Source organism: Actinophytocola sp. (assembly GCF_045807065.1).
Taxonomy (GTDB): domain Bacteria; phylum Actinomycetota; class Actinomycetes; order Mycobacteriales; family Pseudonocardiaceae; genus Actinophytocola.
Genome location: NZ_JBJMIE010000146.1, coordinates 1 through 23,902, shown reverse-complemented (window position 1 = coordinate 23,902; position 23,902 = coordinate 1). Strand labels below are relative to the sequence as shown.

Annotated in this window: 21 protein-coding genes; 13 read left to right on the top strand and 8 right to left on the bottom strand. The window is 70.6% G+C overall.

Going from position 1 to position 23,902, the window contains the following annotated elements; translation table 11 throughout:
* The 7 genes from ACJ73U_RS08620 to ACJ73U_RS08590 all read left to right on the top strand — a co-directional run.
* On the top strand, nt 1-1,564 hold a 1,564-nt coding region (locus tag ACJ73U_RS08620), incomplete at its 5' end, for a carboxyl transferase domain-containing protein (protein WP_407777011.1).
* A gap of 2 nt (nt 1,565-1,566) precedes the next feature.
* Complete coding sequence (locus tag ACJ73U_RS08615; RefSeq protein ID WP_407777010.1) at nt 1,567-3,498, top strand: biotin carboxylase N-terminal domain-containing protein; 1,932 nt, start codon at nt 1,567-1,569, stop codon at nt 3,496-3,498.
* Complete coding sequence (locus ACJ73U_RS08610; RefSeq protein ID WP_407777009.1) at nt 3,495-4,649, top strand: acyl-CoA dehydrogenase family protein; 1,155 nt, start codon at nt 3,495-3,497, stop codon at nt 4,647-4,649. Before ACJ73U_RS08615 ends, ACJ73U_RS08610 begins: the two co-directional genes overlap by 4 nt.
* A gap of 58 nt (nt 4,650-4,707) precedes the next feature.
* A complete protein-coding gene (locus ACJ73U_RS08605) occupies nt 4,708-6,552 on the top strand; it encodes a Xaa-Pro dipeptidyl-peptidase (protein WP_407777008.1) in 1,845 nt (614 codons plus the stop codon).
* Nucleotides 6,549-7,343 carry a hypothetical protein gene (locus ACJ73U_RS08600; protein WP_407777007.1) on the top strand — a complete coding sequence of 265 codons (795 nt, stop codon included), beginning with the start codon at nt 6,549-6,551 and terminating at the stop codon, nt 7,341-7,343. Before ACJ73U_RS08605 ends, ACJ73U_RS08600 begins: the two co-directional genes overlap by 4 nt.
* A 41-nt stretch (nt 7,344-7,384) precedes the next feature.
* Nucleotides 7,385-8,752 (top strand): FAD-dependent oxidoreductase, encoded by a 1,368-nt coding sequence (locus tag ACJ73U_RS08595; RefSeq protein WP_407777006.1) that lies wholly within the window; start codon nt 7,385-7,387, stop codon nt 8,750-8,752.
* A 20-nt stretch (nt 8,753-8,772) separates the two neighbouring features.
* Complete coding sequence (locus ACJ73U_RS08590) at nt 8,773-10,005, top strand: class I SAM-dependent methyltransferase (RefSeq protein WP_407777005.1); 1,233 nt, start codon at nt 8,773-8,775, stop codon at nt 10,003-10,005.
* 64 nt (nt 10,006-10,069) lie between these two features.
* Here the strand turns inward: ACJ73U_RS08590 and ACJ73U_RS08585 are convergent, their stop codons facing one another.
* The gene (locus ACJ73U_RS08585) at nt 10,070-10,858 is read right to left on the bottom strand and encodes an SAM-dependent methyltransferase (protein ID WP_407777004.1); all 789 of its coding nucleotides are present in this window, start codon (nt 10,856-10,858) and stop codon (nt 10,070-10,072) included.
* A gap of 49 nt (nt 10,859-10,907) precedes the next feature.
* Here ACJ73U_RS08585 and ACJ73U_RS08580 point away from each other — a divergent pair, with 49 nt between their 5' ends.
* The gene (locus ACJ73U_RS08580; protein ID WP_407777003.1) at nt 10,908-11,960 is read left to right on the top strand and encodes an alpha/beta fold hydrolase; all 1,053 of its coding nucleotides are present in this window, start codon (nt 10,908-10,910) and stop codon (nt 11,958-11,960) included.
* Between the two features lie 6 nt (nt 11,961-11,966).
* Here the strand turns inward: ACJ73U_RS08580 and ACJ73U_RS08575 are convergent, their stop codons facing one another.
* From ACJ73U_RS08575 to ACJ73U_RS08550, 6 genes are all read right to left on the bottom strand, one after another.
* On the bottom strand, nt 11,967-13,124 hold the full coding sequence (locus ACJ73U_RS08575; RefSeq protein WP_407777014.1) for a lipid-transfer protein: 1,158 nt from the start codon (nt 13,122-13,124) through the stop codon (nt 11,967-11,969).
* A gap of 91 nt (nt 13,125-13,215) precedes the next feature.
* Nucleotides 13,216-13,638, bottom strand: coding sequence for a MaoC family dehydratase (locus ACJ73U_RS08570; protein WP_407777002.1), 423 nt, complete (start codon nt 13,636-13,638; stop codon nt 13,216-13,218).
* On the bottom strand, nt 13,623-14,498 hold the full coding sequence (locus ACJ73U_RS08565; protein ID WP_407777001.1) for a bifunctional MaoC family dehydratase N-terminal/OB-fold nucleic acid binding domain-containing protein: 876 nt from the start codon (nt 14,496-14,498) through the stop codon (nt 13,623-13,625). The genes ACJ73U_RS08570 and ACJ73U_RS08565 overlap by 16 nt, the downstream gene beginning before the upstream one ends.
* Complete coding sequence (locus ACJ73U_RS08560) at nt 14,495-15,643, bottom strand: acyl-CoA dehydrogenase family protein (protein ID WP_407777000.1); 1,149 nt, start codon at nt 15,641-15,643, stop codon at nt 14,495-14,497. Before ACJ73U_RS08560 ends, ACJ73U_RS08565 begins: the two co-directional genes overlap by 4 nt.
* Before the next feature lie 2 nt (nt 15,644-15,645).
* Nucleotides 15,646-16,569 (bottom strand): acyl-CoA dehydrogenase family protein, encoded by a 924-nt coding sequence (locus tag ACJ73U_RS08555; protein ID WP_407776999.1) that lies wholly within the window; start codon nt 16,567-16,569, stop codon nt 15,646-15,648.
* Nucleotides 16,569-18,491 carry an acyl-CoA dehydrogenase family protein gene (locus ACJ73U_RS08550; protein WP_407777013.1) on the bottom strand — a complete coding sequence of 641 codons (1,923 nt, stop codon included), beginning with the start codon at nt 18,489-18,491 and terminating at the stop codon, nt 16,569-16,571. The genes ACJ73U_RS08555 and ACJ73U_RS08550 overlap by 1 nt, the downstream gene beginning before the upstream one ends.
* 205 nt (nt 18,492-18,696) lie before the next feature.
* Between ACJ73U_RS08550 and kstR the strand changes: the two genes are divergently transcribed.
* Nucleotides 18,697-19,323: a cholesterol catabolism transcriptional regulator KstR gene (gene kstR, locus ACJ73U_RS08545; RefSeq protein WP_407776998.1), complete on the top strand. Its 627-nt coding sequence runs from the start codon at nt 18,697-18,699 to the stop codon at nt 19,321-19,323.
* A 39-nt stretch (nt 19,324-19,362) separates the two neighbouring features.
* On the top strand, nt 19,363-19,968 hold the full coding sequence (locus ACJ73U_RS08540; RefSeq protein ID WP_407776997.1) for a class I SAM-dependent methyltransferase: 606 nt from the start codon (nt 19,363-19,365) through the stop codon (nt 19,966-19,968).
* On the opposite strand, the gene shbA is transcribed toward ACJ73U_RS08540, so the two are convergent.
* The gene (gene shbA / locus ACJ73U_RS08535; protein ID WP_407777012.1) at nt 19,965-20,564 is read right to left on the bottom strand and encodes an RNA polymerase sigma factor ShbA; all 600 of its coding nucleotides are present in this window, start codon (nt 20,562-20,564) and stop codon (nt 19,965-19,967) included. The genes ACJ73U_RS08540 and shbA overlap by 4 nt on opposite strands.
* Before the next feature lie 309 nt (nt 20,565-20,873).
* Here shbA and ACJ73U_RS08530 point away from each other — a divergent pair, with 309 nt between their 5' ends.
* The 3 genes from ACJ73U_RS08530 to ACJ73U_RS08520 all read left to right on the top strand — a co-directional run.
* Nucleotides 20,874-21,596 carry an ANTAR domain-containing protein gene (locus tag ACJ73U_RS08530; protein WP_407776996.1) on the top strand — a complete coding sequence of 241 codons (723 nt, stop codon included), beginning with the start codon at nt 20,874-20,876 and terminating at the stop codon, nt 21,594-21,596.
* A gap of 172 nt (nt 21,597-21,768) precedes the next feature.
* Nucleotides 21,769-23,133, top strand: coding sequence for an amidase (locus ACJ73U_RS08525; protein ID WP_407776995.1), 1,365 nt, complete (start codon nt 21,769-21,771; stop codon nt 23,131-23,133).
* Nucleotides 23,134-23,221: 88 nt separating this feature from the next.
* Nucleotides 23,222-23,902: acyl-CoA dehydrogenase family protein (locus ACJ73U_RS08520; RefSeq protein ID WP_407776994.1), on the top strand; the 681-nt coding region annotated here is incomplete at its 3' end.

Here is a 23,902-nt window from a genome sequence, read left to right as displayed (position 1 = left end):
GGCGCGCAACCGCGAGGCGATGTGCGCGCTGATCGACGAGCTGCAGACGAAGCTCGCCCAAGCCGCACTCGGCGGACCGGCGTCCTCCCGCGAGCGGCACACGTCCCGCGGCAAGCTGCTGCCGCGCGACCGGGTCGAGTCCCTGGTCGACCCGGGGTCGCCGTTCCTGGAACTGTCACCGCTGGCCGCGGGCGGGATGTACGACGACGAGGCACCCGCCGCGGGGATCATCACCGGCGTCGGCCGCGTCTCCGGCCGCGAGTGCGTGATCGTCGCCAACGACGCGACGGTCAAGGGCGGCACGTACTACCCGATGACCGTCAAGAAGCACCTGCGCGCACAGGAAGTCGCGCTGCACAACAACCTCCCGTGCGTGTACCTCGTGGACTCCGGCGGCGCGTTCCTGCCGAGGCAGGACGACGTCTTCCCGGACCGCGAGCACTTCGGGCGCATCTTCTTCAACCAGGCCACCATGTCCGCGCGCGGCATCCCGCAGATCGCCGCCGTGCTGGGCTCCTGCACCGCCGGCGGCGCGTACGTGCCGGCCATGAGCGACGAGGCCGTGATCGTCCGCAACCAGGGCACCATCTTCCTCGGGGGTCCGCCGCTCGTGAAGGCGGCGACCGGCGAGGTCGTCACCGCCGAGGAGCTGGGCGGCGGGGACGTCCACTCGCGACAGTCCGGCGTCACCGACCACCTGGCCGAGGACGACGGGCACGCGTTGCGGATCGTCCGGTCCATCGTGTCCACGCTCGGGCCGCGCGCGCCGCGGCCGTGGGACGTCGCGCCGGTCGAGGACCCCGTCGTCGACCCGGCCGAGCTGTACGGCGTGGTGCCCACCGACTCGCGAACCCCCTACGACGTCAGGGAGGTCATCGCCCGGGTCGTCGACGGCAGCCGGTTCCGGGAGTTCAAGAAGGAGTACGGCACCACGCTGGTCACCGGGTTCGCGCGCGTCCACGGGCACCCGGTCGGTATCGTCGCCAACAACGGCGTGCTGTTCGGCGAGTCCGCGGTCAAGGGCGCGCACTTCATCGAGCTGTGCGACCAGCGGAGCATCCCGTTGGTGTTCCTGCAGAACATCACCGGGTTCATGGTGGGCCGCGACTACGAGACGTCGGGGATCGCCAAGCACGGGGCCAAGATGGTGACGGCGGTCGCGTGCGCGCGGGTGCCGAAGTTCACCGTGATCATCGGCGGGTCGTTCGGCGCCGGCAACTACTCCATGTGCGGCCGGGCGTACGAGCCGCGGTTCCTCTGGATGTGGCCCAACGCCAGGATCTCCGTGATGGGTGGCGAGCAGGCGGCGTCCGTGCTCGCCACCGTGCGGCGCGACCAGTTCGAGGCACGCGGTGAGGACTGGGCCGCCGCGGACGAGGAGGCCTTCAAGGCACCCATCCGCGCGCAGTACGAGGACCAGGGCCACCCGTACTACTCGACCGCGCGGCTGTGGGACGACGGCGTGATCGACCCGCTCGACACCAGGATGGTGCTCGGGCTCGGCCTGTCCGTCGCCGCGAACAAGCCACTCGAACCGGTCCGCTACGGCGTCTTCAGGATGTGATCATGTTCAGCACGGTACTGGTCGCCAACCGGGGCGAGATCGCCATCCGGGTCTGCCGAACCCTGGCACGCATGGGAATCCGCTCGGTCGCGGTGTTCACGGCGGCCGACGTGGCACACGTGGCGGCCGCCGACGAGGCCGTCCAGGTCGGCAGCTACCTGTCCATCGAGGACATCGTCGCGGCCGCGAAGGAGACCGGTGCCGAGGCCGTGCACCCCGGTTACGGCTTCCTCGCGGAGAACGCGGCGTTCGCGCGGGCGTGCGCCGAGGCCGGCGTCGTGTTCATCGGCCCACCGCCGTCGGCGATCGAGGCCATGGGCGACAAGATCCGCGCCAAGCAGACGGTGAGCGCGGCCGGTGTTCCCGTCGTGCCGGGCCGCAACGAGCTGGGCATGTCCGACGCGGACCTGGTCGCGGCGGCGGCCGAGGTCGGCTATCCGGTGCTGGTCAAGCCCTCGGCCGGCGGTGGCGGCAAGGGCATGCGGCGGGTCGAGTACCCGGCCGACCTGCCGGCGGCGCTGGAGTCCGCGCGGCGCGAGGCCCGCGGTGCCTTCGGCGACGACACGCTGCTGATCGAGCGGTTCGTGGCCAACCCGCGGCACATCGAGATCCAGGTCCTCGCGGACGCGCACGGCACCGTCATCCATCTCGGCGAGCGCGAGTGCAGCCTGCAGCGGCGGCACCAGAAGATCATCGAGGAGGCGCCGTCGCCGTTGCTCGACGCGGCGACCCGCGAACGCATGGGTGCCGCGGCCGCCGACGCGGCGCGGTCCGTCGGCTACACGGGTGCCGGGACCGTCGAGTTCATCGTGTCGACCGACCGGCCCGACGAGTTCTTCTTCATGGAGATGAACACCCGGCTGCAGGTCGAGCACCCGGTGACCGAGCTGGTCACCGGCGTCGACCTGGTGGAACAGCAGGTCCTCCTCGCCGCGGGGTCGCCGCTGGACGTCGAGGTGGCCTTCGACGGGCACGCGGTCGAGGCCCGCGTCTACGCCGAGGACCCCGCCCACGGCTTCCTGCCGACCGGCGGCCGGGTGCTGGCGGTCGTCGAACCGGACGGCGTGCGCGTGGACTCGGCGCTGCGCGCGGGAACCGTGGTCGGGTCGAGCTACGACCCCATGCTGGCCAAGGTGATCGCGTGGGGGCCGGACCGGGAGTCCGCGCTGCGCCGCCTGCACGCGGCGCTCGGCGAGACCGCGGTGCTGGGGCTCGGCACCAACGTGGCCTTCCTGCGTGCGCTGCTGTCCGATGTGGACGTCGTGGCCGGGCGGCTCGACACCGGGTTGGTGGAACGCAAGCTCGACGCGCTCACCGCCACCGAGGTGCCGGACGTGGTGTTCGCCGCCGCCGCGCTGGACGAGCTGATCGGCCTGCGGCCCACCGGTGCCGTCGTCGACCCGTGGGACCTGGCCAACGGCTGGCGGCTCGGTGGTCCGGCGGCCGTCCCGTTCCGGTTCGCCTGTGGCGAGCGGCAGGTCACCGTGCGGGTGACCGGGACCTCGGTCACCGTGGACGACGGGGACCCGGTGCGGGTGTCCGCGCGCCGCGACGGGAACCGGCTGGAGGTGACCTACGGCGGCCGGGTCACGACCTTCCTGCGGGCACGGGACGGCGACACGCTGTGGCTCGCCGCCGGCGGCCACACCTGGGCGGTCGAGGAGCACTCGCTGCTGGAGAGCGCGGCCGCCGGCACGGTCAGCGGCGGCCCGGTCACCAGCCCCATGCCCGGCACCGTGCTGGTGGTCAAGGTCGCGCAGGGCGACACGGTCACGGCCGGCGCACCGCTGGTCGTGGTCGAGGCCATGAAGATGGAACACACCGTGACCGCGCCGGTCGACGGCGTCGTCACGGAGCTGAACGTGCGCGCGGGACAACAGGTCGCGCTCAACCAACCCCTTGCCGTGGTGACCCCACAAGAGGAGCAGCCATGATTGACTTCCGCCTACCCGACGAGCACGAGACCCTGCGGAAGACCGTCGAGGAGTTCGCCCACGAGGAGGTCGCGCCCGTCATCGGCGACCTGTACGACAAGGGCGAGTTCCCGTACGAGATCGTGGCGAAGATGGGGCGGATGGGCCTGTTCGGGCTGCCGTTCCCCGAGGAGTACGGCGGCATGGGCGGCGACTTCCTCGCCGTGTGCGTGACGCTGGAGGAGTTGGCGCGCGTCGACTCGTCCGTCGCGATCACCGTCGAGGCCGGCGTCTCGCTGGGCACTATGCCGATCTACCGGTTCGGCACCGAGGAGCAGAAGCGGGAGTGGCTGCCCCGGCTGTGCTCCGGCGAGATCCTCGGCGGGTTCGGGCTCACCGAGCCGGGTGGCGGCTCGGACGCCGGCGCGACCCTGACCACCGCCGTCGAACGGGACGGCAACTGGGTCATCAACGGCTCCAAGGCGTTCATCACGAACTCGGGCACCCGCATCACCGGGCTGGTCACCGCGACCGCCGTCACCGGTCGGACAGATCAGCGGCGCAAGGAGATCTCGGCGATCATCGTGCCGAGCGGCACGCCCGGTTTCTCGGTGTCGAAGAGCTACTCCAAGGTCGGCTGGAACTGCTCCGACACCCACGAGCTGTCCTTTGTGGACTGCCAGGTACCGGTCGAGAACCTGCTCGGCGAGCGGGGCCGCGGCTACGCCCAGTTCCTGTCCATCCTGGACGAGGGGCGGATCGCGATCGCGGCGGTCGGCGTCGGGCTGGCGCAGGGGTGCGTCGACGAGTCCGTGCGGTACGCGAAGGAACGGGAGGCGTTCGGCCGCACGATCGGCGAGTACCAGGGCATCCAGTTCATGATCGCCAACATGGAGGCCCGGGCGCACACCGCGCGCCTCGCGTACTACGCGGCCGCGGCCAAGATGCTGCGCGGCGAGCCGTTCAAGCGGGAGGCCGCGATCGCGAAGCTCGTCAGCTCCAACGCGGCCATGGACAACGCCCGCGAGGCGACGCAGATCTTCGGCGGCTACGGCTTCATGAACGAGTACCCGGTCGGCCGGTTCTACCGCGACGCGAAGATCCTGGAGGTCGGCGAGGGCACGAGCGAGGTGCAGCGCATGCTCATCGCGCGGGAGCTGGGACTGCGGTAACGCCTGCTTTGGCCGTACTATGACAGCGCTTTCCGCCCTGCCCATGTACGGAGGCACGATGCGCACTTCCCGTCGGCTCCTCATGTTCGCGCTCACGGTGGTGTTGCCACTCAGCGTGATCACGCCCGCCGAGGCCACGCCGGTGCGGTCTGACCGGCCGGTACCGCCGTCCTGGCTCAAGCTGGAGAACGGGGTCTCCGCGCCCCAGTTCGACCTGGCCAACGCGGTCGAGGAGACCCTGTTCGTGCAGACCACGGTCGACAGCGACCTCGACGGAGTGAAGGACCGGGTGCGCATCCGGCTGTCCCGGCCGGGGGAGACGGAGACGCGGGGCATCAAGGTCCCGGTGATCTTCGAGCAGAGCCCGTACCGCTACAACACCGGCGGCGGGGAGAACCACAACGTCGATTTCTCCGTCCTACCCCAGGAAGGGATCCAGCCCTTCGCGGTTCGGGCCGCCGGCACCCCGGCCGGCGCCCGACCGCAACCGGACCTGCCCGGCTCGCTGGACAACTACTGGGTGCCCCGCGGGTACGCGGTGGTGCTCGGCGAGTCCATCGGCACCGGGTACTCCGACGGGTGTCCCACGATCGGTGACATGAAGGAGACGCTCGCCACGAAGGCGGTGATCGACTGGCTGAACGGCCGAGCGCAGGCGTTCAACGAGGCCGGCGAACCGGTCGCCGCCGACTGGACCACCGGCGACGTGGGCATGGTCGGCACCTCCTACAACGGCACGCTGCCGAACCAGGTCGCCACGACCGGTGTCGAGGGCCTGCGCACGATCGTGCCGACCTCCGCCATCGCCAGCTGGTACGACTACTACCGGGCGAACGGCCTCGTGCGCGCACCCCACTCGAACGTGTCCGGCCTCGGCGAGAACGACTTCCAGGGCGAGGACCTGGACGTGCTGGCCTACTACGTCGAGGGTCCCGACCGCGTCGAGAAGTGCCGGCACATCACCGACGCCCTGCTCCAGTACGCCGATCGGACGACCGGCGACTACAACGCGTACTGGAACGAGCGGGACTACCTGCACCGCGCGCGTGGCGTCAAGGCGAGTGTGTTCGTCGTACACGGCCTCGAGGACTACAACGTCATGTCCACGGCCTACGCGTCGTGGTGGGCGCAGCTGACGCGCTACAACGTGCCGCGCAAGATCTGGCTGCACAAGGGCGGTCACGGCGGCCCGACGGGCGCGTCCGACTTCCAGCCGACACTCAACCGGTGGATGGACTACTGGCTGTTCGGCGTCCAGAACGGGATCATGGCCGAGCCCAGGGCCGACATCCAGCGCCCGGACGGCACGTACGAGAAGTACGCCAACTGGCCGGTGCCCGGCGCACGGGACACCACGCTCAGGCTGTCGTCGCCGAACGCGACCGATCCGGGCGGCCTCACCCGGCTGGGTGGGGGCCCGCGTCAGTCGTTCGTGGATTCCGGCCGGACGCTCGACACCGACGTCTCGCTGGTCCCCAACCCCGGCGCGGCGAACCCGAACCGCCTCGCGTACCTGTCCGCTCCGCTGTCGGGTCCCACCCACCTGAGTGGCACCCCGTCGGTGTCGCTGCGGGCCTCCGTCGACAACCGGTACGCGGCGAACCTGACCGCCCTGCTCGTCGACTACGGCCCGGACGGCACGGCGTCGACCGTCACGCGTGGCTGGACCGACGTGCAGAACCGCGACGGCCGCGACCGCAGTATCCCGATCGTGCAGGGCCGGGAGTACACGTTCACCTGGCCGCTTCAGCCCGACGACTACGTGTTCCCCGCCGGCCACCGGATCGGCCTGGTGGTCGTGTCGACGGACATGAACTTCACCCTGCGCCCGCTGCCCGGCACGCGGCTGACCGTCAACCCCGGCCGGTCCTCGGTCACGATTCCGGTGGCGGGCAGGATATGAGGATCATCGGACTGGTGGCGGCGCTGCTGATCGGCCTGGCGACCCCCGTCGCGGCGGCGCCGGACTGCACCGCCACCCTGACCTGCTCGCTCGACGAGATCAACCAGATGTCCATGCCGGAACGCCTGGAGTTCGTGCGCGACATGGAGTCCGGCCCCGCGGCCGCACTCGGCGCCACCGACCGCTGGCGCAACATCGAGGGTGTGATCACGTTCTTCGTCGAGCAACACCTCGGAGCGCCGGACACATGGGTGTCCTATGTGGACGCCGGCATCGTCGAGGGCGTCCAGCGGGGCATCGCCATCGCGCTGGGCCGGTCGGCGGACACCGGCGGCAACCCCGGCGCGACGAAGTGGGCCAGTTACCTGACCCGCCTGTCGACCGGCCAGCTGGCGACCCGCGCCGCGCACGACCGCGCGTGGAGCGAGGCGGAGCAGGCGTCCACGGAGTACGGCAACGCGGTCGCGGAGGCGCGCGGCGTCCCGGCGACCGCGGTGGAGTGGCGGTTCTACCAGTTCTCCGAGGTCTACCGGTGGGCGCTGCGGAACCGGCCCGTCGCGCTGGACCTCCTCGCGTTCTACGGTCCGCTGATCGACCCGGAGCTGGCCGGGGCGCGGGTGCCGTTCTACGACTGGTTCACCGACGTGAGTGAGTCGGCGCCGTCGCACAGGGGCAGCGAGATGGCCTACGGCTTCGCCCAGCTCCACCCCGTCGCGGGCGTGTTCGGGATCGCGGGCCTCTTCCTCGCGTATGTCAAGGAGCTGTTCGAGGAGTACCAGAGGGTGGTGTGAGCCGACGGGTCACGCACGCGAATCAGGGATAACATCGTGGCGTGACCCGCTCACCTGCACGGACTGCCCATGACCGTGCCGTGGCCGACCTGCGTGCGCAGCTGGTCGCCCGGCCCGCCGGAGTACCGATCCGGTTGGCGAAGCCGACCTCGAACCTCTTCCGTTTCCGCGAACCACCCGGCCGCGCCGGCATCGACGTCAGTGCGTTCACCGGGGTGCTCGACGTCGACACCGACGCCCGCACCGCCGACGTCGGCGGCATGACCACCTACGAGGACCTGGTCGACGCGACCCTTCCGCACGGCCTCATCCCGTACGTGGTCCCGCAGCTCAAGACCATCACGCTCGGTGGCGCCGTCGCCGGGCTGGGCATCGAGTCGACGTCGTTCCGCAACGGCATGCCGCACGAGTCCGTGCTGGACATGGACGTCCTGACGCCGGACGGCGAGGTCATCCACGTCACGCCGGACAACGAGCACGCGGACCTGTACCGCGGCTTCCCCAACTCCTACGGCACCCTCGGTTACGCGTTGCGGCTGCGGATCGAGCTGGAGCAGGTCAAGCCGTTCGTGCGCCTGCGGCACGTCCGGTTCACCGACGCGGCCGCGTGTGCCGCCGCCATCGAGGAGATCTGCGCCAACCGGACCTACCGGGAGGAAGGTGTGGACTTCCTCGACGGGGTCATGTTCAGCCGCGACGAGCTGTACCTCACACTCGGCGGCTACACGGACACCGCGCCCCAGCTGTCCGACTACACGGGGCAACGGATCTTCTACCGGTCCATCCGCGACCGCATGACCGACCACCTCACGATCCGGGACTACCTGTGGCGCTGGGACACCGACTGGTTCTGGTGCTCGAAGGCGCTCGGCGTGCAGAACCCGGTCGTGCGGCGGCTGTGGCCACGCCGGTACCTGCGGTCCGATGTGTATCGCAAGATCATCGCGCTGGACCGGCGTTACCAGCTGTACGCCCGGTTCGCGAAGTTGCGGAAGGAGACGCCGCCCGAACCGGTCATTCAGGACGTGGAGCTGCCGGTGTCCCAGCTCGACGCGTTCCTCGACTTCTTCACGAAGGAGATCGGGATCAGCCCGGTGTGGCTGTGCCCGCTGAAGCTGCGGTCGTCCTGGTCGCTCTACCCGATGGACCCGGACCAGCTGTACGTGAACGTAGGATTCTGGGCGACCGTCCCGCTGGGACCGGGCGAGGCGGACGGGACGCACAACAGGCTCATCGAGAGCAAGGTCACCGAGTTGGGCGGCCACAAGTCGCTGTACTCCACTTCCTACTTCGATGAGGATGAGTTCTGGTCGGCATACGACGGAGAGACCTACCGGAAGCTCAAAGAGGCGTACGACCCGCACGGCCGGCTCCCGGACCTGTACTCGAAGTGCGTGCGAAACCAGTGACAGGGGAGGAGTGAGGAACCATGCGGTTGGCGGAGGTCATCGAGAGTGCGGTGGGGCGCAGCGCGCCACTGGAGTTCACCGCGTACGACGGGAGCCGGACGGGAGACCGGGGTGCGCCGGTGCGGATCGACGTGCGCTCGCCGCTCGCGCTGTCCCACCTCGCGTCGGCGCCGGGCGAGCTGGGACTGGCCAGGGCGTACGTGAGCGGCACGCTGGACATCCACGGCGACATGTACACGGCGTTGAAGAACATGGCGGTCTCGACGGTCGTCGGTCAGGTCTCCCCGAAGGTGTTCGCGCAGGTGGCGCTGCGGCTCGGCGCGGCGCGGCTGTGGTGGCCGGTCCCCAGGCCGGCCGGGGAGGCGCGGGTGCACGGCCGCCGGCACTCCAGGCGGCGTGACCAGGAGGTGATCACGCACCACTACGACGTGTCGAACCGCTTCTACGAGTGGGTGTTGGGCCCGTCGATGGCGTACACGTGCGCGGTGTACCCGGACGCGGCGTCCTCGCTGGAAGAGGCGCAGTGGACCAAGCACGACCTGGTCGCCCGCAAGCTGGGGCTGCGCGAGGGGATGCGGCTGCTGGACGTGGGGTGTGGTTGGGGCGGCATGGTGATGCACGCGGCCAAGCACTACGGCGTGCGCGCGCTCGGTGTGACGCTGTCCCGCAAGCAGGCGGAGTGGGCGCAGAAGAAGATCGCCGAGTCGGGCCTGTCGGACCTGGCCGAGGTGCGGCACCTGGACTACCGCGACGTCACGGAGAGCGGCTTCGACGCGGTCAGCTCCATCGGCCTGACGGAGCACATCGGCGAGGCCGCGCTGCCCTCGTACGTGCGGTCGCTGTATGACAAGCTGCGCCCGGGCGGGCGGTTGCTGAACCACTGCATCACGCGGCCGGACAACCGGCGTCCCGCGCGGATCAAGGGTTTCTTCGACCGGTACGTGTTCCCGGACGGTGAGCTGCTCGGACCGGGCCACATCATCTCGGCCATCCACGACAACGGCTTCGAGGTGCGGCACGAGGAGAACCTGCGCGAGCACTACGCCAAGACGCTGACCGCGTGGTGCGCCAACCTCGACGAGCACTGGGACGAGGCGGTCGAGGAGGTCGGCGAGGAGCGGGCGCGGGTGTGGCGCCTGTACATGGCGGGTTCGCGGTTGGGCTTCGAGATGAACAACATCGAGCTCCACCAGGTGCTCGCGGTGAAGTTGGACGGCACGGACTCGCACATGCCGCTGCGCCCCGACTGGTGACGTGCCCCGGGGGTGCCTCTCGGGACGTTGAACTCCCCGCGGGGCACCCCCGAGGACTGCCTGCTCAGGGCTTGCGTGCCACGCCGGCCATCACCAGCGAGGACGCCGGGTCGTCGAGCACGTCGTCCGGGGACTCCGGGCGCCACTCGGGTGTCCACACCAGCCCCGGCTCGACGAACTCCAGGCCGTCGAAGAACTTCCTGACGTCCGCCTCGTGCCGGCGCACGCCGGGGTTGGCCGATGTCTCGTACAGCTGGTCCACCTCGGCGGGGGCCTTGTTCGTCGGGCGCTCCACGCCGTGGGACAGCACGAGGTAGCTCCCCGGGGCGAGCACCGACCGGAACCGCGCCACCGCCTCGTACGGGTGCGCCTCGTCCGGGATGAAATGGAGCACGGCCACCATCAGCAGCGCGACGGGCCGGGAGAAGTCGAGCGTGGAGGCGGCGAGGATCGGCTCGGGGTCGGTCAGGTCACCGAGCATGCACGACGCGTTCGGGTTGTCCTTGAGCAGCAGCTCGCTGTGGGTGACCGCGACCCGCTCGTTGTCGACGTACTGCACCCGCGCGTCCGGTGCGATCTCGTGCACGTTGCCCGCGGTGGGCACACCGGACCCGATGTCGAGGAACTGCGTGATCCCGGCCGACACGCAGAACTTCACGGCCCTGCGCAGGAACGCCCGGTTCATCCTGGCCGCGTTCCGCGCCCCCGGCATCATCTCCAGCAGCTTCTCGGCGAACACCCGGTCGGTCTCGAAGTTCGCCGCGCCGCCGAGCAGGTAGTCGTAGATGCGCGCGGCGTTCGGGCGGTCGAGATCGATCGACTCCGGCGCCCAACTCGGGCGGTCACTTGGCATGCACCGCATGTTATGCGACAAACGGCGGAGCAGGCGGCACTATGGCGCCATGCGCCCGACCGAACGCCTGTCCGCCGCCACGACCAACGCCCTGGACATGTTCCTGCGCGGCGGCGTGGCCGACCTGCGACCCATGCCGCGCGTGCTGATCGACAAGGGCCCCAACCGGTCGGTCTACCGCTTCACCGGCGCCGGGGACGGCGAGCCGGTCCTGCTCGTGCCGCCACTCGCGGTGCCGGCGTTCTGCTTCGACCTGCGGCGCGGGTGCAGCCTCGCCGAGCACCTGGTCGAGCGGGGGCGGCGGCTGTACCTGGTCGACTACGGCAACGTGCGGTTCTCCGACCGCGGGCTCGGCCTCGAGCACTGGATCAACGAGGTGCTGCCGAGGACCGTCCGCGCGGTGAGCAGGGACGCCGGCGGCGCACCGGTGCACCTGGTCGCGTGGTGCCTCGGCGGGATCCTGTCGCTGCTGACGCACGCCGACCAGGCGGACCTCCCGATCGCGTCGATCGCGACGGTCGCCGCGCCCATCGACATGACCGCGATCCCGCTCGTGGCACCGATCAAGCCACTCGCCGACCTCACCCGCGGCTGGATCCTGACGCCGGTCTACCGCGTGCTCGGCGGCGCGCCGCGGGCCATCGTGAAGCGGGTCTTCCAACTGTCGGCCATCGACAAGGTCGTGACCAAGCCGTACGCCATCGTGTCCCACCTGGACGATCGGGACTTCCTGGCGCAGATCGAGGCCGTGGACCGCTTCACGGACAACATGGTCGCGTACCCGGGGCGGACGTTCGGCCAGATGTACCACCGGTTCTTCCGGTCGAACGACCTGTCGAACGGCGAGGTCGACTTCGGCGGGCGGCGGATCTCCCTGCGTGCGGTGAAGGCGCCGGTGCTGGTCGTGGCCGGGACCAGCGACAGCATCGCGCCACAGCGTGCCGTGCGCCGGCTGGTGGACGTGCTCGACAACGCGGCGGAGGTCCGCTTCGAGACCGCGCCGGGCGGCCACCTCGGCGTGCTGGCGGGTCGCCGAGCACGCGCCACGACATGGCGTCACCTGGACGAGTTCCTCGACCGGCACGCGCCGGTGCCTACCTGACGGTTGTCAGGCAGTGGACAGGACGAGTGCGCTCGTCGGGACACCCGTACCGGCTGTGACCAGTACGTTCGTCGCGTCCGGGACCTGGTTGACGGCCGTGCCGCGGAGTTGGCGGACCGCCTCCGCGATGCCGTTCATGCCGTGGATGTAGGCCTCGCCCAGCTGGCCGCCGTGGGGGTTCGTCGGGAGGCGGCCGTCCAGCTCCAGGGCGCCGTCGGCGATGAAGTGGCGGGCCTCGCCCCGGCCGCAGAAGCCCAGCTCCTCCAGCTGGACCAGGACGAACGGGGTGAAGTGGTCGTACAGGACCGCCACCGACATGTCCTCCGGCCCGAGGCCCGACCTCGCCCACAGCTGCCGTGCCACCACGCCCATCTCCGGTAGACCCGTCAGGTCCTCCCGGTAGTAACTGTTCATCGTGAACTGGTCCGGGCCCGAGCCCTGCGCCGCGGCCGCCACGAGAGCCGGCCGGTGCGGCAGGTCCGCGGCCCGCGCCCGGGACGTCACCACCAGGGCCACGCCGCCGTCGCTCTCCTGGCAGCAGTCCAGCAGGCGCAGCGGTTCGGCGATCCAGCGGGACGCCTGGTGGTCATCGAGGGTGATCGGGCGGTTGTAGAACCAGGCCTTCGGGTTCGTCGCCGCGTGGCGGCGGTCCGCCACGGCCACCCTGCCGAAGTCCTCGCTGGTCGCGCCGTAGGAGTGCATGTAGCGGCGGGCGAACATCGCGACCGTCGCGGCCGGGGTGCCCAGGCCCATGGGGTAGTGCCAGCTGTTGTCGATGCCGGACGACGTCGGGGCGGCCGCCGCCGCCGTCTGGACGCGGCCGAAGCGGCTGCCCGACCGCTCGTTGAACGCCCGGTAGCACACGACCACCGACGCCATCCCGGTCTCGACGGCCATCGCCGCCTGCTGGACCGTCGCGCAGGCCGCGCCGCCGCCGTACGCGACGCGGGAGAAGAACGACAGGGACGGGATGCCCAGCTCGCGGGCCACCGCGATCTCCGCGTTGGCGTCCATGGTGAACGTGACCAGCCCGTCCACATCGGACGGACGTAGACCCGCGTCCGCCAACGCGTCCCGCACCGCCTCCGCGGCCAGCTGCAGCTCACTGCGGCCGGAGTCCTTGGAGAACTCCGTCGCACCGATACCCACGATCGCCGCGTCCATCACGCCGCTCACGCTGCCCCCTCGCAGGCTCGGTGACACCGTTCGTCGGCGTGGTGCCCATGGTTCGCTCCGCAAGCGCCGCTCACGCCGCTCACGACGTCCCCTCGCAGGCCCCGCTCATAGGCACTTCGATCCGCACGGTGCCGGTCACGTGGTCGCCGAGGCTGTTGCGTGCCACCACCTCGATGACGTACTCGCCGTCCTCCCGGGCGGCCACGCGGCCGGTGAACGTCAGCTTCTCGTAGGCGTAGCACGGCACGCCGAGGCGGATCGAGATGTTCCGGACGAGCACCGAAGGACCCGCCCAGTCCGTCACGAACCGCTGCACCAGGCCCGTGTCCGTGAGGATGTTCAGGAAGATGTCCTTCGATCCCCGTGCCACGGCCAGGTCCCGGTCGTGGTGCACCTCCTGGAAGTCCCGCGTGGCGATGGCCGTGCTGACCACGAACGTCGGCGTGATGTCCAGCTCCAGCGGCGGAAGCTCGTCTCCGACGGCGATCACCGCGACCGCCACACGGGCATCGTCAGCTCGTCGTCCACGCGTGCGAAGTCGATGCGCACCGGCAGTCCGACCTCGACCTCCTCCGGGTCGACGTCGACGAGTTCGGCCAGCAACCGGACCCCCTCCTCCAGTTCGACGAGCGCGATCACGAACGGCAGCGTGTGCCCGGGCACGGGCGGGTGGTGGTGCACCACATAGCTGTAGATCTCACCCAGTCCACTCGCGACGAGGTGACCCGGCTTGGTTTCGTTGCACCGCGGGCACATCGGCCCCGGCGGGTGCCGCAGCGCGCCGCAGCCGCCACACTGCTGGATCCGCAGCTCGCCCTGTGCCGTGCCCTCCCAGAAGAACGCCGTGTCCCGGTTGACCATCGGGCGGATCAGCGGCGGTGCCGGCGCCGCGGCCGGCTTCGGCGCGAACTTGAGCACCCGGAACATCATCTCCGCCACCGGCTCGTCGCCGACGTACCAGACGTTGCGGGTGGTCACGAACCAGCCCTCGCCGAGCGCGGTCTTCTTCGGCCCGACCACACTCTCCACAGTGGACGACAGCGCGACCTCCTCGCCGTAGCGCAGGTAGCGGTGGTAGGTCTGCTCGCTGTTCGTGGCCACGATGGACGTGTAGCCGGCGTCGTCGAGCACGTGGATCATGGTGCCCAGCGGGTCGTCGTCCGACCGGGCTCCGTTGAGCCCGAACATGGTCCACACCTGGGCCATCGCCGGCGGCGCCACCTCCGTGTAGGCGGTGCTCCCGTCGCCCAGCGCCTCCAGCCAGTTGCGGACCATCGGCAGGTTCACGGGGTCTCGCCCGAACCGCCTGCCGGACTCGCCGCGGGCCATCAGCTCCCGGGCGGCCTCCTCGATGCCGGTCATCGCGGCACCCTCGGCAGGTTCAGGCCGGCCACGGCGATCAGCTCGCGCTGCACCTCGTTCACCCCGCCACCGAAGGTGAGCACCAGGTTGCGTTTCGCCTGTACGTCGAGCCACCGCATGAGTTCCCCCGTCGACTCCTCGGCCGGGTCGCCGTGCGTGGCGACGACCTCCTCCAGCGCGCGGCCGAGCCACTGCACGCGGTCGGACTGGAACACCTTCGTAGCCGAGGCGTCCGCGATCGACACCTGCGCGCCGGCCGCCGCGACCTGCCAGTTCAGGAGCTCGTTCACGCGCACGTGCGCCCGCGCCTTCGCCAGTGCCCGCCGCACGTCCGGCTCGTCGAGGAGGTCGCGCGCCACCGCCCAGGCCCGGACCCGCTCGTACAGCGCGGCGAGCCGCCCGGCCGGGCCGAGCATCACGCGCTCGTGGTTGAGCTGCGTGGTGATCAGCCGCCAGCCCGCGTTCTCCTCGCCCACCAGCATGTCCGCCGGCACCCGCACGTCGCTGTAGTAGGTGGCGTTCACGTGGTGGGCGCCGTCGCACGTGATGATCGGCGTCCACGAGTAGCCGGGGTCGCGGGTGTCGACGATGAGGATGGAGATCCCCCTGTGCTTCGGGGCTTCCGGGTCGGTGCGCACGGCCAGCCAGATGTGGTCGGCGTCGTGCGCGCCGGTGGTGAAGATCTTCTGCCCGTTGACGACGTAGTGGTGGCCGTCCCGGACCGCGCTCGTGCGCAGCGACGCCAGGTCCGTCCCGGCCTCCGGTTCGGTGTACCCGATCGCGAAGTGCACCTCGCCGGCGAGGATCTTCGGGAGGAACAGGTCCTTCTGCGCCTTCGTCCCGTACACCTGCAGCGTCGGGCCGACGGTCTGCAGCGTGACGTACGGCAGCGGGATGTCGGCCCGGGCGGCCTCGTTGACGAAGATCTGCTGCTCCACCACGCCGAAGCCGCGACCGCCGTACTCCGTCGGCCAGCCGACACCGAGCCAGCCGTCGCGGCCCATGCGGCGCACCACCGTGCGGAACGTCTCGCCGTGCCGCTCGATGAGCATGGCGGCGCGTTCCTCGGTGGACAGCAGGTCGCGGAAGTACTCCCGCAGCTCCAGGGCGAGCGCGTGCTGGGCGGGGGTGAGGTCGAGGTCCACGGCTACACCGCCGCCAGCAGGTGTTCGACGCCGCCCAGCAGGCGCACGAGGTCCTTCATGCCGGAGTAGTAGCGGTGCAGGGGGTAGCTGGCGTCGACGCCGACGCCGCCGTGCAGGTGGTGGCAGGTGTGCAGTGCCGGCATGGCCTCCTCGGCGAGCCAGTAGGCGGCGACGGCGAGGTCCTCGTCGGGTTCCCTGTCGCTGGCCAGCCGCCAGATCGCCGACCACACCGCGAGGTGCAGTGTGCGGGACGCGATGTAGACGTCCGCGATCTGCTGTGCCACGGCCTGGAACGTGGCGAGGGGCTTGCCGAACTGCTCGCGGGTGCGGACGTGTGCCGCCGTCAGGTCGAGTGCGCCGGCCAGGAGTCCGTCGCCGTACGCGCAGGCACCGGCGGTCGCGTACCGGTGCAGGCGGGTGGTGTCACACACCGGCTCGCCGGGGGTCCGGTCGAGGCCGACGGTGTACTCGGGGGCGCCGCTCGCCGAGTAGGTCGGGGTCAACGTGGTGTCCTCGGGCGCGACGAGGAACACGGTGTCTCCCGCGGGAACCAGCACCCGGTACGCGCTCGCGGCGTAGGGGACGCCGATCGCCGTGCCGGACAACAGGTTCTCGCCCGTGACGGTCACCGAACCGCGCAGTGCCGCGGTCAGCAGCCGCTCACCGGCGCCGACCGGCGCCAGCAGGTCGTGGGCGCCCAGCGGGAGGACGCCGAGCGCGAGCGTGCTCAGGGCGGGGAGCCGCACGGCCGCCCGGCCGATCTCGGCCAGCACCACGGCCGTCTCCAGCACGCCGAGTCCGTCGCCGGCCAGCAGACCCGCTTGGGCGAGCGCCTTCCACGCCGACTCCGGGTCACGCTCGCGCGTGAGGATCTCCCGGGCCAGGTCCGCGACGGCCTGCCGCGTGTCGTCCAGCGCGAAGTCCATCAGTGCTTCTCCCTTGGCAGGCCGAGGATCCGCTCGCCGACGAGGTTGCGCAGCACCTGGGTGGTGCCGCCGGCGATGCTGAGGCAGCGGGTGAGCAGGAACTCGTGCACGGCCGTGCCGGTGGCCTCGTCGACCACCGCGCCGGCCGGGCCGAGCAGTTCGAGTGCCGTCTCGGCGACGTCCTGGCGCTGCCGGACGCCGATCAGCTTGGACACGCTCGACTCCGGTCCGGGACCGCGGCCGTCCAGCTGCCGCAGGGTCGCCCGCAGGTCCACGAGGGACACCGAGAGTCCCTGCGTCACCAGGGAACCGACGCGTTCGCGTGCTCCGTCGTCGAGGTCGCCCACCAGGGACAGCAGCCGTTCGACGCCCTCGCCGAGCGAGGAGCCGCCGCCGAGTGCGACCCGTTCGTTGGCGAGCGTCGCGCGGGCCAGCTTCCAGCCGCCGCCGACCTCGCCGACCACGCGGTCGTCCGGTACGAAGACCTCGTCGAGGAACACCTCGTTGAAGCGGGCCTCCCCGGTGATCTCCCGCAGTGGCCGCAGTGTGATGCCTGCCGACCGCATGTCCACCAGGAAGTAGGTGATGCCGTCGTGTTTCGGCGCGGCCGGATCGGTGCGCGCGAGGCAGATCGCCCAGTCCGCCTCGTCGGCCACCGACGTCCACACCTTCTGCCCCGAGAGATGCCAGCCTCCGTCCACGCGAACCGCTCTGGTACGCAGGGAGGCGAGGTCCGAGCCGGCGCCGGGCTCGGAGAACAGCTGGCACCAGCGCAGCTCGCCCCGCAACGTCGGTGGCACGAACCGGCGGCGCTGCTCGTCGGTGCCGTGCGTGAGGATCGTCGGCACGGCCCACGCGCCGACCACGAGATCCGGTCGGCGGATGCCCGCGTTCGCCAGCTCCTCGGCGATCACGAGCTGCGCGCGCGGTGACGCGGCGAGGCCGTACGGGCGCGGCCAGTGCGGTGCGAGGTAACCGCTGTCCGCGAGCCGTTCCCGCCGCTCGTGGGTGGGCAGCCCGGTGAGGCCGGCGGCGAACTCGCGTGCCGCCGCGCGGACCTCCGGGTCCTCGGCCACCACGTCGAGCCGGCGTCGCTCGCCGGCCAGCGCCAGGTCGGCGACCCGGCGGCGCCAGCGGGCGCCGCCGCCGAGCAGCTGGCGGTTGGCAAGCGCGCGCCGCAGGTACAGGTGGGCGTCGTGCTCCCAGGTGAAGCCGATGCCGCCCAGGACCTGGACGCAGTCCTTGGCGTTGTCGACCGCCGCGTCCAGCGCGAGCGCCGCGGCCGCCGGGGCCGAGAGCGAGTCGGGTGCCCGGGCGGCGTCCCACGCGAGCGCGGCGGTCTGCTCGGCGCGGCACAGCATCTCCGCGCACAGGTGCTTGACGGCCTGGAACGAGCCGATGGGCCGGTCGAACTGCTCGCGGATCTTCGCGTACGCCGTGGCCGTGTCCAGGCACCAGCGCGCGACGCCGGCCGCCTCGGCGGCGAACAGCGTCGCCAGCAGGTGCTCGACGTCGTCGAGGTCGTGGCGGACCACCGGCGTGTCGTCGAGCGTGAGGCGGCCGAGCGGGCGGGAGAAGTCGAGTGGGTTCAGCGGCGTGACCGGGTGCTCGACCGTGCACCAGACGTCTCCCGCGCGGAAGAGGACATGACCGTCGGTGCCGAGTACGGGTTCAGCGGCACCGGTAGCATGATCACCGGTCAAGGTGATCGCGCCACCCAGCGTGATCGCCGTGACCTCCGGCAGACCGAGGATGCCACCGAGGACGACCGGCAGGACCGGGCCGGGGACCAGGTGCTGGGCGGCGGCCGTGAGCGCCGAGGCCTGGTCGGCCAGAGTGCCGCCGTCCTGGACGACCGTGCACAGCCCCAGCTCGGTGACCATGGTCCAGTGCTTGGTCCAGGCCTGCGGGTCGGTCTCCATCGCGCGGACCGTGGCCAGCGTGTTCGCCCGCGTCGCGGCGTCGCGGATGGCAGCCTCGAAAGACACGCTCGCAAGTATAGAACACGTTCTAGTTTCTGGGCTTCCGCAGACGTAACATGTCCGGTACCAAGGTCGCGTACACTGCCCTGAACAGGTGGGAACGTGTTCTCTCGACGGGACACAGCCAAGCAGGGGATGTATCAGGATGGCGAGACCGCGAACGTCCGGCGCGAACGCGCTGAACGTGCTGACCGACGACGAGCTGGGCTCGGCCGCGCAACGGGACCGTCGCAAGAGGATCCTGGACGCGACGATCGCACTGGCGTCGAAGGGCGGCTTCGAGGCGGTGCAGATGCGGGCCGTCGCGGAGAAGGCGGACGTGGCCCTGGGGACCCTGTACCGGTACTTCCCGTCGAAGATCCACCTGCTGGTGTCGGGCCTCGCGCGTGAGCTGGAGCAGGGGCAGGAACGCACCGAGCGCGCCAGCCTGCCGGGGAACACCGCCTACGACCGGATGCTGTTCGTGCTGGGCCGCATCACCCGGGCCATGCAGCGCGACCCGAACCTCACCGAGGCGATGACCAGGGCGTTCATGTTCGCGGACGCCTCCGCCGCCGCCGAGGTCGACGCCGTCGCCAAGCAGATCGAGCGCATGTTCACCCACGCACTGCACGAGGGTGACCCGACCGAGGAGGACCGTGCCCTGGCGAGGGTGATCGGCGACGTGTGGCTGTCCAACCTGGTCGCCTGGGTCACCCGCCGCTCCTCCGCCTCGGATGTCGCCGAACGGCTGGAGCTGACGGTCCGCCTACTGCTGAACCACAAGGCGTAGAAGTGGACGTGCCGCCACGGATCGCGGCATCCTGGCCGGGTGGAGCACATCCCACCCTTCGACCGGATCGGTAGTCGTTACGACGAGTCGTTCGTGTCGCGGGACGCGCAGGTCGCCGAGGGCGACTGGCTGATCGGCCGGCTCACGCCGCCCGCGCGCGTCCTCGACCTCGGGTGCGGCAGCGGGTTGCCGACGACCAAGCAGCTGCTCGACGCGGGCATCGAGGTGGTCGGGGTCGACGAGTCCGCCGTGATGCTGGAGCTCGCCGAGCGGCACGCCCCCGGCGCGTGCTACCTGCGCCGGGACATCCGGGAGCTCGCCGACCTCGGCGAGTTCGACGCCATCGTGGCGTTCTTCGCGTTCATCATGCTCCCGCGCCGGGAGATCCCGCCCCTGCTCAGCCAGCTCCGGGACCGGTTGCGCGGGCCGAAACTGCTCCAGGTCGCCATGGTCCTGGGCGACTTCGACCGGTTCCCGATCAACTTCATGGGCGTGCGGGCCGAGGTGACCGCGTACCCGCCCGACGAGCTCTCGCTTCTCGTCGAGCGGGCTGGCTTCACGATCCTCGAGGTCAACGAGGTCGAGGCGGAGGCCGAGCGGAATCGCCTGGAGGTGCAGATCTACCTGCGTGCCGAAGGTCGTTAGACCCATTCGGCGGGGGTCAGGGCGTTGCGCAGCTTGGCGAGCGCGCGGTGCTGGGTGACCCGCACGGCCGTCGGCGTGAGGCCGACCGCGTTCGCCGTCTCCTGTGCGGACAGGCCGACGATCAGCCGCAGCACCAGGATCTCCCGCTGCCGGGGCGGCAGGGTCTTCAGCAGGTCCCCCAGCCGTTCCCGCACGTCCGCGGCCATGGTGATCTGTTCCGGGCTCGCCCCCACGTCGATCCCGTCCGGCACGTCCGCGGCCGGGTCCGAGCGGTCGCGGCCCGCTCGCCGGTAGTGGTCGGCCACCTTGTGCGCGGCGATGCCGTACACGAAGGGGAGGAACGACTCGGGCTCGTCGCCGTAGCGCGCCAGGGCGCCCAGGACGGCCATACAGATCTCCTGTGCCACATCGTCCGCCGACGAATAGGCTGAACCACTGCGACCGATCCGTGACCGACAGTAACGAACTATGGCCGGTCTGATCCACGTGAACAGCGTCGCCACGGCTTCCTGCTCCCCCGCCATGGACGACTTGACCAGCTCATGGAACGCCGCACTCTTGAGACGAGCAAAGATCTCAGTGGCGTCCGTTGACATTACCTGCGCACTCACGAGGCCTCCACGCTAAGCGACTCCCGCACGTGAGTGATACTCGTAAATTCAACCGTCAACCAACAGGGTCCAAGGGCCCTGTTCGACATTGCTGTCAGATCACCACCACAACCACTCTGAGTATGCGTCTTTCGGAGCGTGCCGATGCCGATGCGGTGTGTAGCAGGTAGTAATGATCATGGTTTGCATGCGAATTGGAAAAGGGATACGGCTGCGGGTGAGTTTTCGTCAAATGGTGGTCCCCGCCATGCCGAGTTCGCCCCGAGACTGATCATTCGGCCGTAGTCTTACGTCGTGACCAGCAAGCCAGCGGAGGAACTGGCAGAAACACTCGTTGAGCTCGCGGACACGCTGTCCCCCGAGTTCAATGTCGACGACTTTCTCCGGTTGCTGGTGAATCGTTGCGTTCGGCTGCTCGATGTCGACGCGGCCGGCGTGTTCCTGATCGGTCACGGTGTCGTCGGATCGAGCGAACGGGTGGCCCACCTGGAGTTGTCCGCGCAGCGATATGAGGAGGGTCCTTGGCTGGACTGCACCCGAACCGGTGAACAATTCACGATTTCGGACCTGAGCGAGGAACGCGACCGCTGGCCGAGGTACGTGGCCGATGCCCGCCGGGCCGGCTTCGCGGCGGTGCACGTGCTGCCACTGCGCCGGCGGGAGGAGCTGATCGGGTCGCTGACGCTGCTCGACACGGTGCCGAGGGAGCTGGAGAAGCCCGAGCTGCGCCTGGCGCAGGCGATCGTGGACGTCGCGACGATCGGGATCCTGAGCACCCGGGCGCTGCGGCAGCAGGAGACGCTGGCCGTGCAGCTGCAGCACGCGCTGAACAGCCGGGTGATCGTCGAGCAGGCGAAGGGCGTGCTGGCCGAACGCCTCGGACTGACCACCACGGTCGCGTTCGCGACCCTGCGCAGCTACGCCCGCAGCCACAACACTCGGGTGAGTGAGCTGGCGTCCTCGATAGTGAACGGCACGTTCGACACGAACCTCCTCCGTAACGGCTCGCTGCGCTGACGCTGCCGTATATAAGGTGTCACGCCGCTCGGCCGGCGTGCCGCGGGTGCGGACGTGGTGGGGCGAGGGGCGGAACTGGTAGCACTGTTCGTGACAACCTGTCGGGGTACCTCGATGGCCGGCCACCGCGCAGCGTGGTGACCGATGCCCGGCGGTTAGGTGAGGAGCGGACATGATCAGTGCGACCGAGCTGTTGGCCGGGTATCGCGCGGGGCGGTTGTCCCCGGCCGAGGCCACCAGGGACGCGCTGGCGCGCATCGAGGAGCTCAACGGCTCCCTGAACGCGTTCTGCCTGGTGGACGCCGCGGGTGCGCTGGCCGCTGCCGCCGAGTCCGAGGAGCGGTGGCGGCGCGGGGAGCCGCACGGGTTGCTCGACGGCGTGCCCGTCTCGGTCAAGGACCTGCTGCTGACCAGGGGCTGGCCGACCCTGCGGGGCTCGCACACGATCGACCCCGACCAGCTGTGGGACGTCGACGCGCCGTCCGTCGCCCGGCTGCGCGAGCACAACGCCGTGATCCTCGGCAAGACCACGACGCCCGAGCTGGGGTGGAAGGGCGTCACCGACAGCTCGCTCACCGGCGTGACCAGGAATCCCCGGGACGCGACGAAGACCTCGGGTGGCTCCAGCGGCGGCGCGGCCGTCGCGGTGGCCACCGGGATGGGCACGGTCTCGATCGGCAGCGACGGCGGCGGCTCGATCCGCATCCCGGCGTCGTTCAGCGGCGTCTTCGGCCTCAAGCCGACCTACGGGCTCGTGCCGATCTACCCCGCGAGCCCGTTCGGGACGCTCTCGCACGTCGGCCCGCTGTCGTGGACGGTCGCCGACGCCGCACTCGCGCTCGACGTGCTGTCCGGGGTGGACAGCCGCGACTGGTCCGCCGGCCCGCGTCCCGCGGCCTCGTTCGCCGCGGCCGTCGAGGCGCCCGAGGTCGCCGGCATGCGGATCGCGTTCAGCCCGACGCTCGGGTACGCGACGGTCGATCCCGAGGTCGCCGCGCTGGTCCAGTCCGCGGTCGAGGTGTTCGCCGAGCTGGGTGCGGTCGTGTCGATGGCCGACCCCGGTATCGCCGATCCGCTCGACGCGTTCCACGTGCTGTGGTTCTCCGGGGCGGCGGCGGCCACGGCGGTGTTGTCCGAGGAACAGCGCTCGCGGCTGGACCCCGGCCTGCGCGAGGTGTGTGAGCAGGGCGCGCGGTTCTCGGCGGTGGACTACCTGGAGGCCACGGCGACCAGGGCGGCGCTGGGGAAGACCATGGGCGAGTTCCACGAGCGCTACGACCTGCTGGTCACCCCGACTGTGCCGATCCCCGCGTTCGAGGCCGGGGTCGAGACACCGTCCGGGACCGGGCGGTGGACCGGGTGGACGCCGTTCACCTACCCCTTCAACATGACGCAGCAGCCGGCCGCGACGCTGCCGTGCGGGGTCACGTCGGCCGGGCTGCCGGTGGGGTTGCAGGTCGTGGGGCCGAGGCACGCCGACGCGCGGGTGCTGGCCGCGGGTGCGGCGTTCGAACGGGTGCGTCCCTGGCAGTCGTGAGCGCGGTCACCTCTGGTGGCCCTACTCCCGGTAAGCTACTCTAGAGTAGCTACCGTTATTTAACTCACGAGTAGGTAGGGGTGGTTCGGTGTCGACCAGCGAGGGTCTTGGCGCCAAGCCGCACAGGCGGAACGCCATGGGCGCCGTGATGTCCGTGCTGAACAGGATCGCCCCCGTCGCGGACCGGCTGGGCGTGAAGAAGCCGGTGGACCGGGTCCTGTACCAGGCGACGAAGACGGGCTTCCAGGCGGCGGGCGCGGCGACCCGCAAGTTCACGGCCGCGCGCAAGCTGGGGTCCGCCAAGCGTCTGCCGCCCGTGTCCGACAGCGGCGTCTTCGACCTGACGCCGACCGACGAGCAGCGGATGATCGCCGACACGGTCCGCGAGTTCGCGACCGAGCGCCTGCGTCCCGCCGCCGCGGAGGCCAACGAGAAGTGCGAGGCGCCGCCGGAGCTGCTCTCGACGGCGACCGAGCTGGGCATCACCCTGCTCGGCGTGCCCGAAGAGCTGGGCGGCGTGGCGACAGAACGTTCGACGATGACCAACGTGCTGGTGGCGGAAGCCCTCGCGACGGGCGACATGGGCCTGGCGCTGGCGTGCCTCGCGCCGGCCGCGGTGTCGAACGCGTTGGTGCTGTGGGGGAACGAGGAACAGCAGGCCACGTACCTGCCGGCGTTCACCGGCGAGGACGTCCCGGCGGCGGCGTTTGCGGTGCTCGAGCCGCAGCCGCTGTTCGACGCGTTCGCGCTGAAGACCGTCGCGACGAAG

Coding starts and splice junctions, on each gene's coding strand:
- ACJ73U_RS08555 (WP_407776999.1), bottom strand. CDS start 16,569: ATGGACTTCGCGCTGGACGACACGCGGCAGGCCGTCGCGGACCTGGCC.
- ACJ73U_RS08585 (WP_407777004.1), bottom strand. CDS start 10,858: ATGCCAAGTGACCGCCCGAGTTGGGCGCCGGAGTCGATCGATCTCGAC.
- shbA (WP_407777012.1), bottom strand. CDS start 20,564: ATGTCAACGGACGCCACTGAGATCTTTGCTCGTCTCAAGAGTGCGGCG.
- ACJ73U_RS08605 (WP_407777008.1), top strand. CDS start 4,708: ATGCGCACTTCCCGTCGGCTCCTCATGTTCGCGCTCACGGTGGTGTTG.
- ACJ73U_RS08580 (WP_407777003.1), top strand. CDS start 10,908: ATGCGCCCGACCGAACGCCTGTCCGCCGCCACGACCAACGCCCTGGAC.
- ACJ73U_RS08590 (WP_407777005.1), top strand. CDS start 8,773: ATGCGGTTGGCGGAGGTCATCGAGAGTGCGGTGGGGCGCAGCGCGCCA.
- ACJ73U_RS08575 (WP_407777014.1), bottom strand. CDS start 13,124: ATGGACGCGGCGATCGTGGGTATCGGTGCGACGGAGTTCTCCAAGGAC.
- ACJ73U_RS08565 (WP_407777001.1), bottom strand. CDS start 14,498: ATGACCGGCATCGAGGAGGCCGCCCGGGAGCTGATGGCCCGCGGCGAG.
- ACJ73U_RS08615 (WP_407777010.1), top strand. CDS start 1,567: ATGTTCAGCACGGTACTGGTCGCCAACCGGGGCGAGATCGCCATCCGG.
- kstR (WP_407776998.1), top strand. CDS start 18,697: ATGGCGAGACCGCGAACGTCCGGCGCGAACGCGCTGAACGTGCTGACC.
- ACJ73U_RS08550 (WP_407777013.1), bottom strand. CDS start 18,491: ATGGAGACCGACCCGCAGGCCTGGACCAAGCACTGGACCATGGTCACC.
- ACJ73U_RS08610 (WP_407777009.1), top strand. CDS start 3,495: ATGATTGACTTCCGCCTACCCGACGAGCACGAGACCCTGCGGAAGACC.
- ACJ73U_RS08525 (WP_407776995.1), top strand. CDS start 21,769: ATGATCAGTGCGACCGAGCTGTTGGCCGGGTATCGCGCGGGGCGGTTG.
- ACJ73U_RS08600 (WP_407777007.1), top strand. CDS start 6,549: ATGAGGATCATCGGACTGGTGGCGGCGCTGCTGATCGGCCTGGCGACC.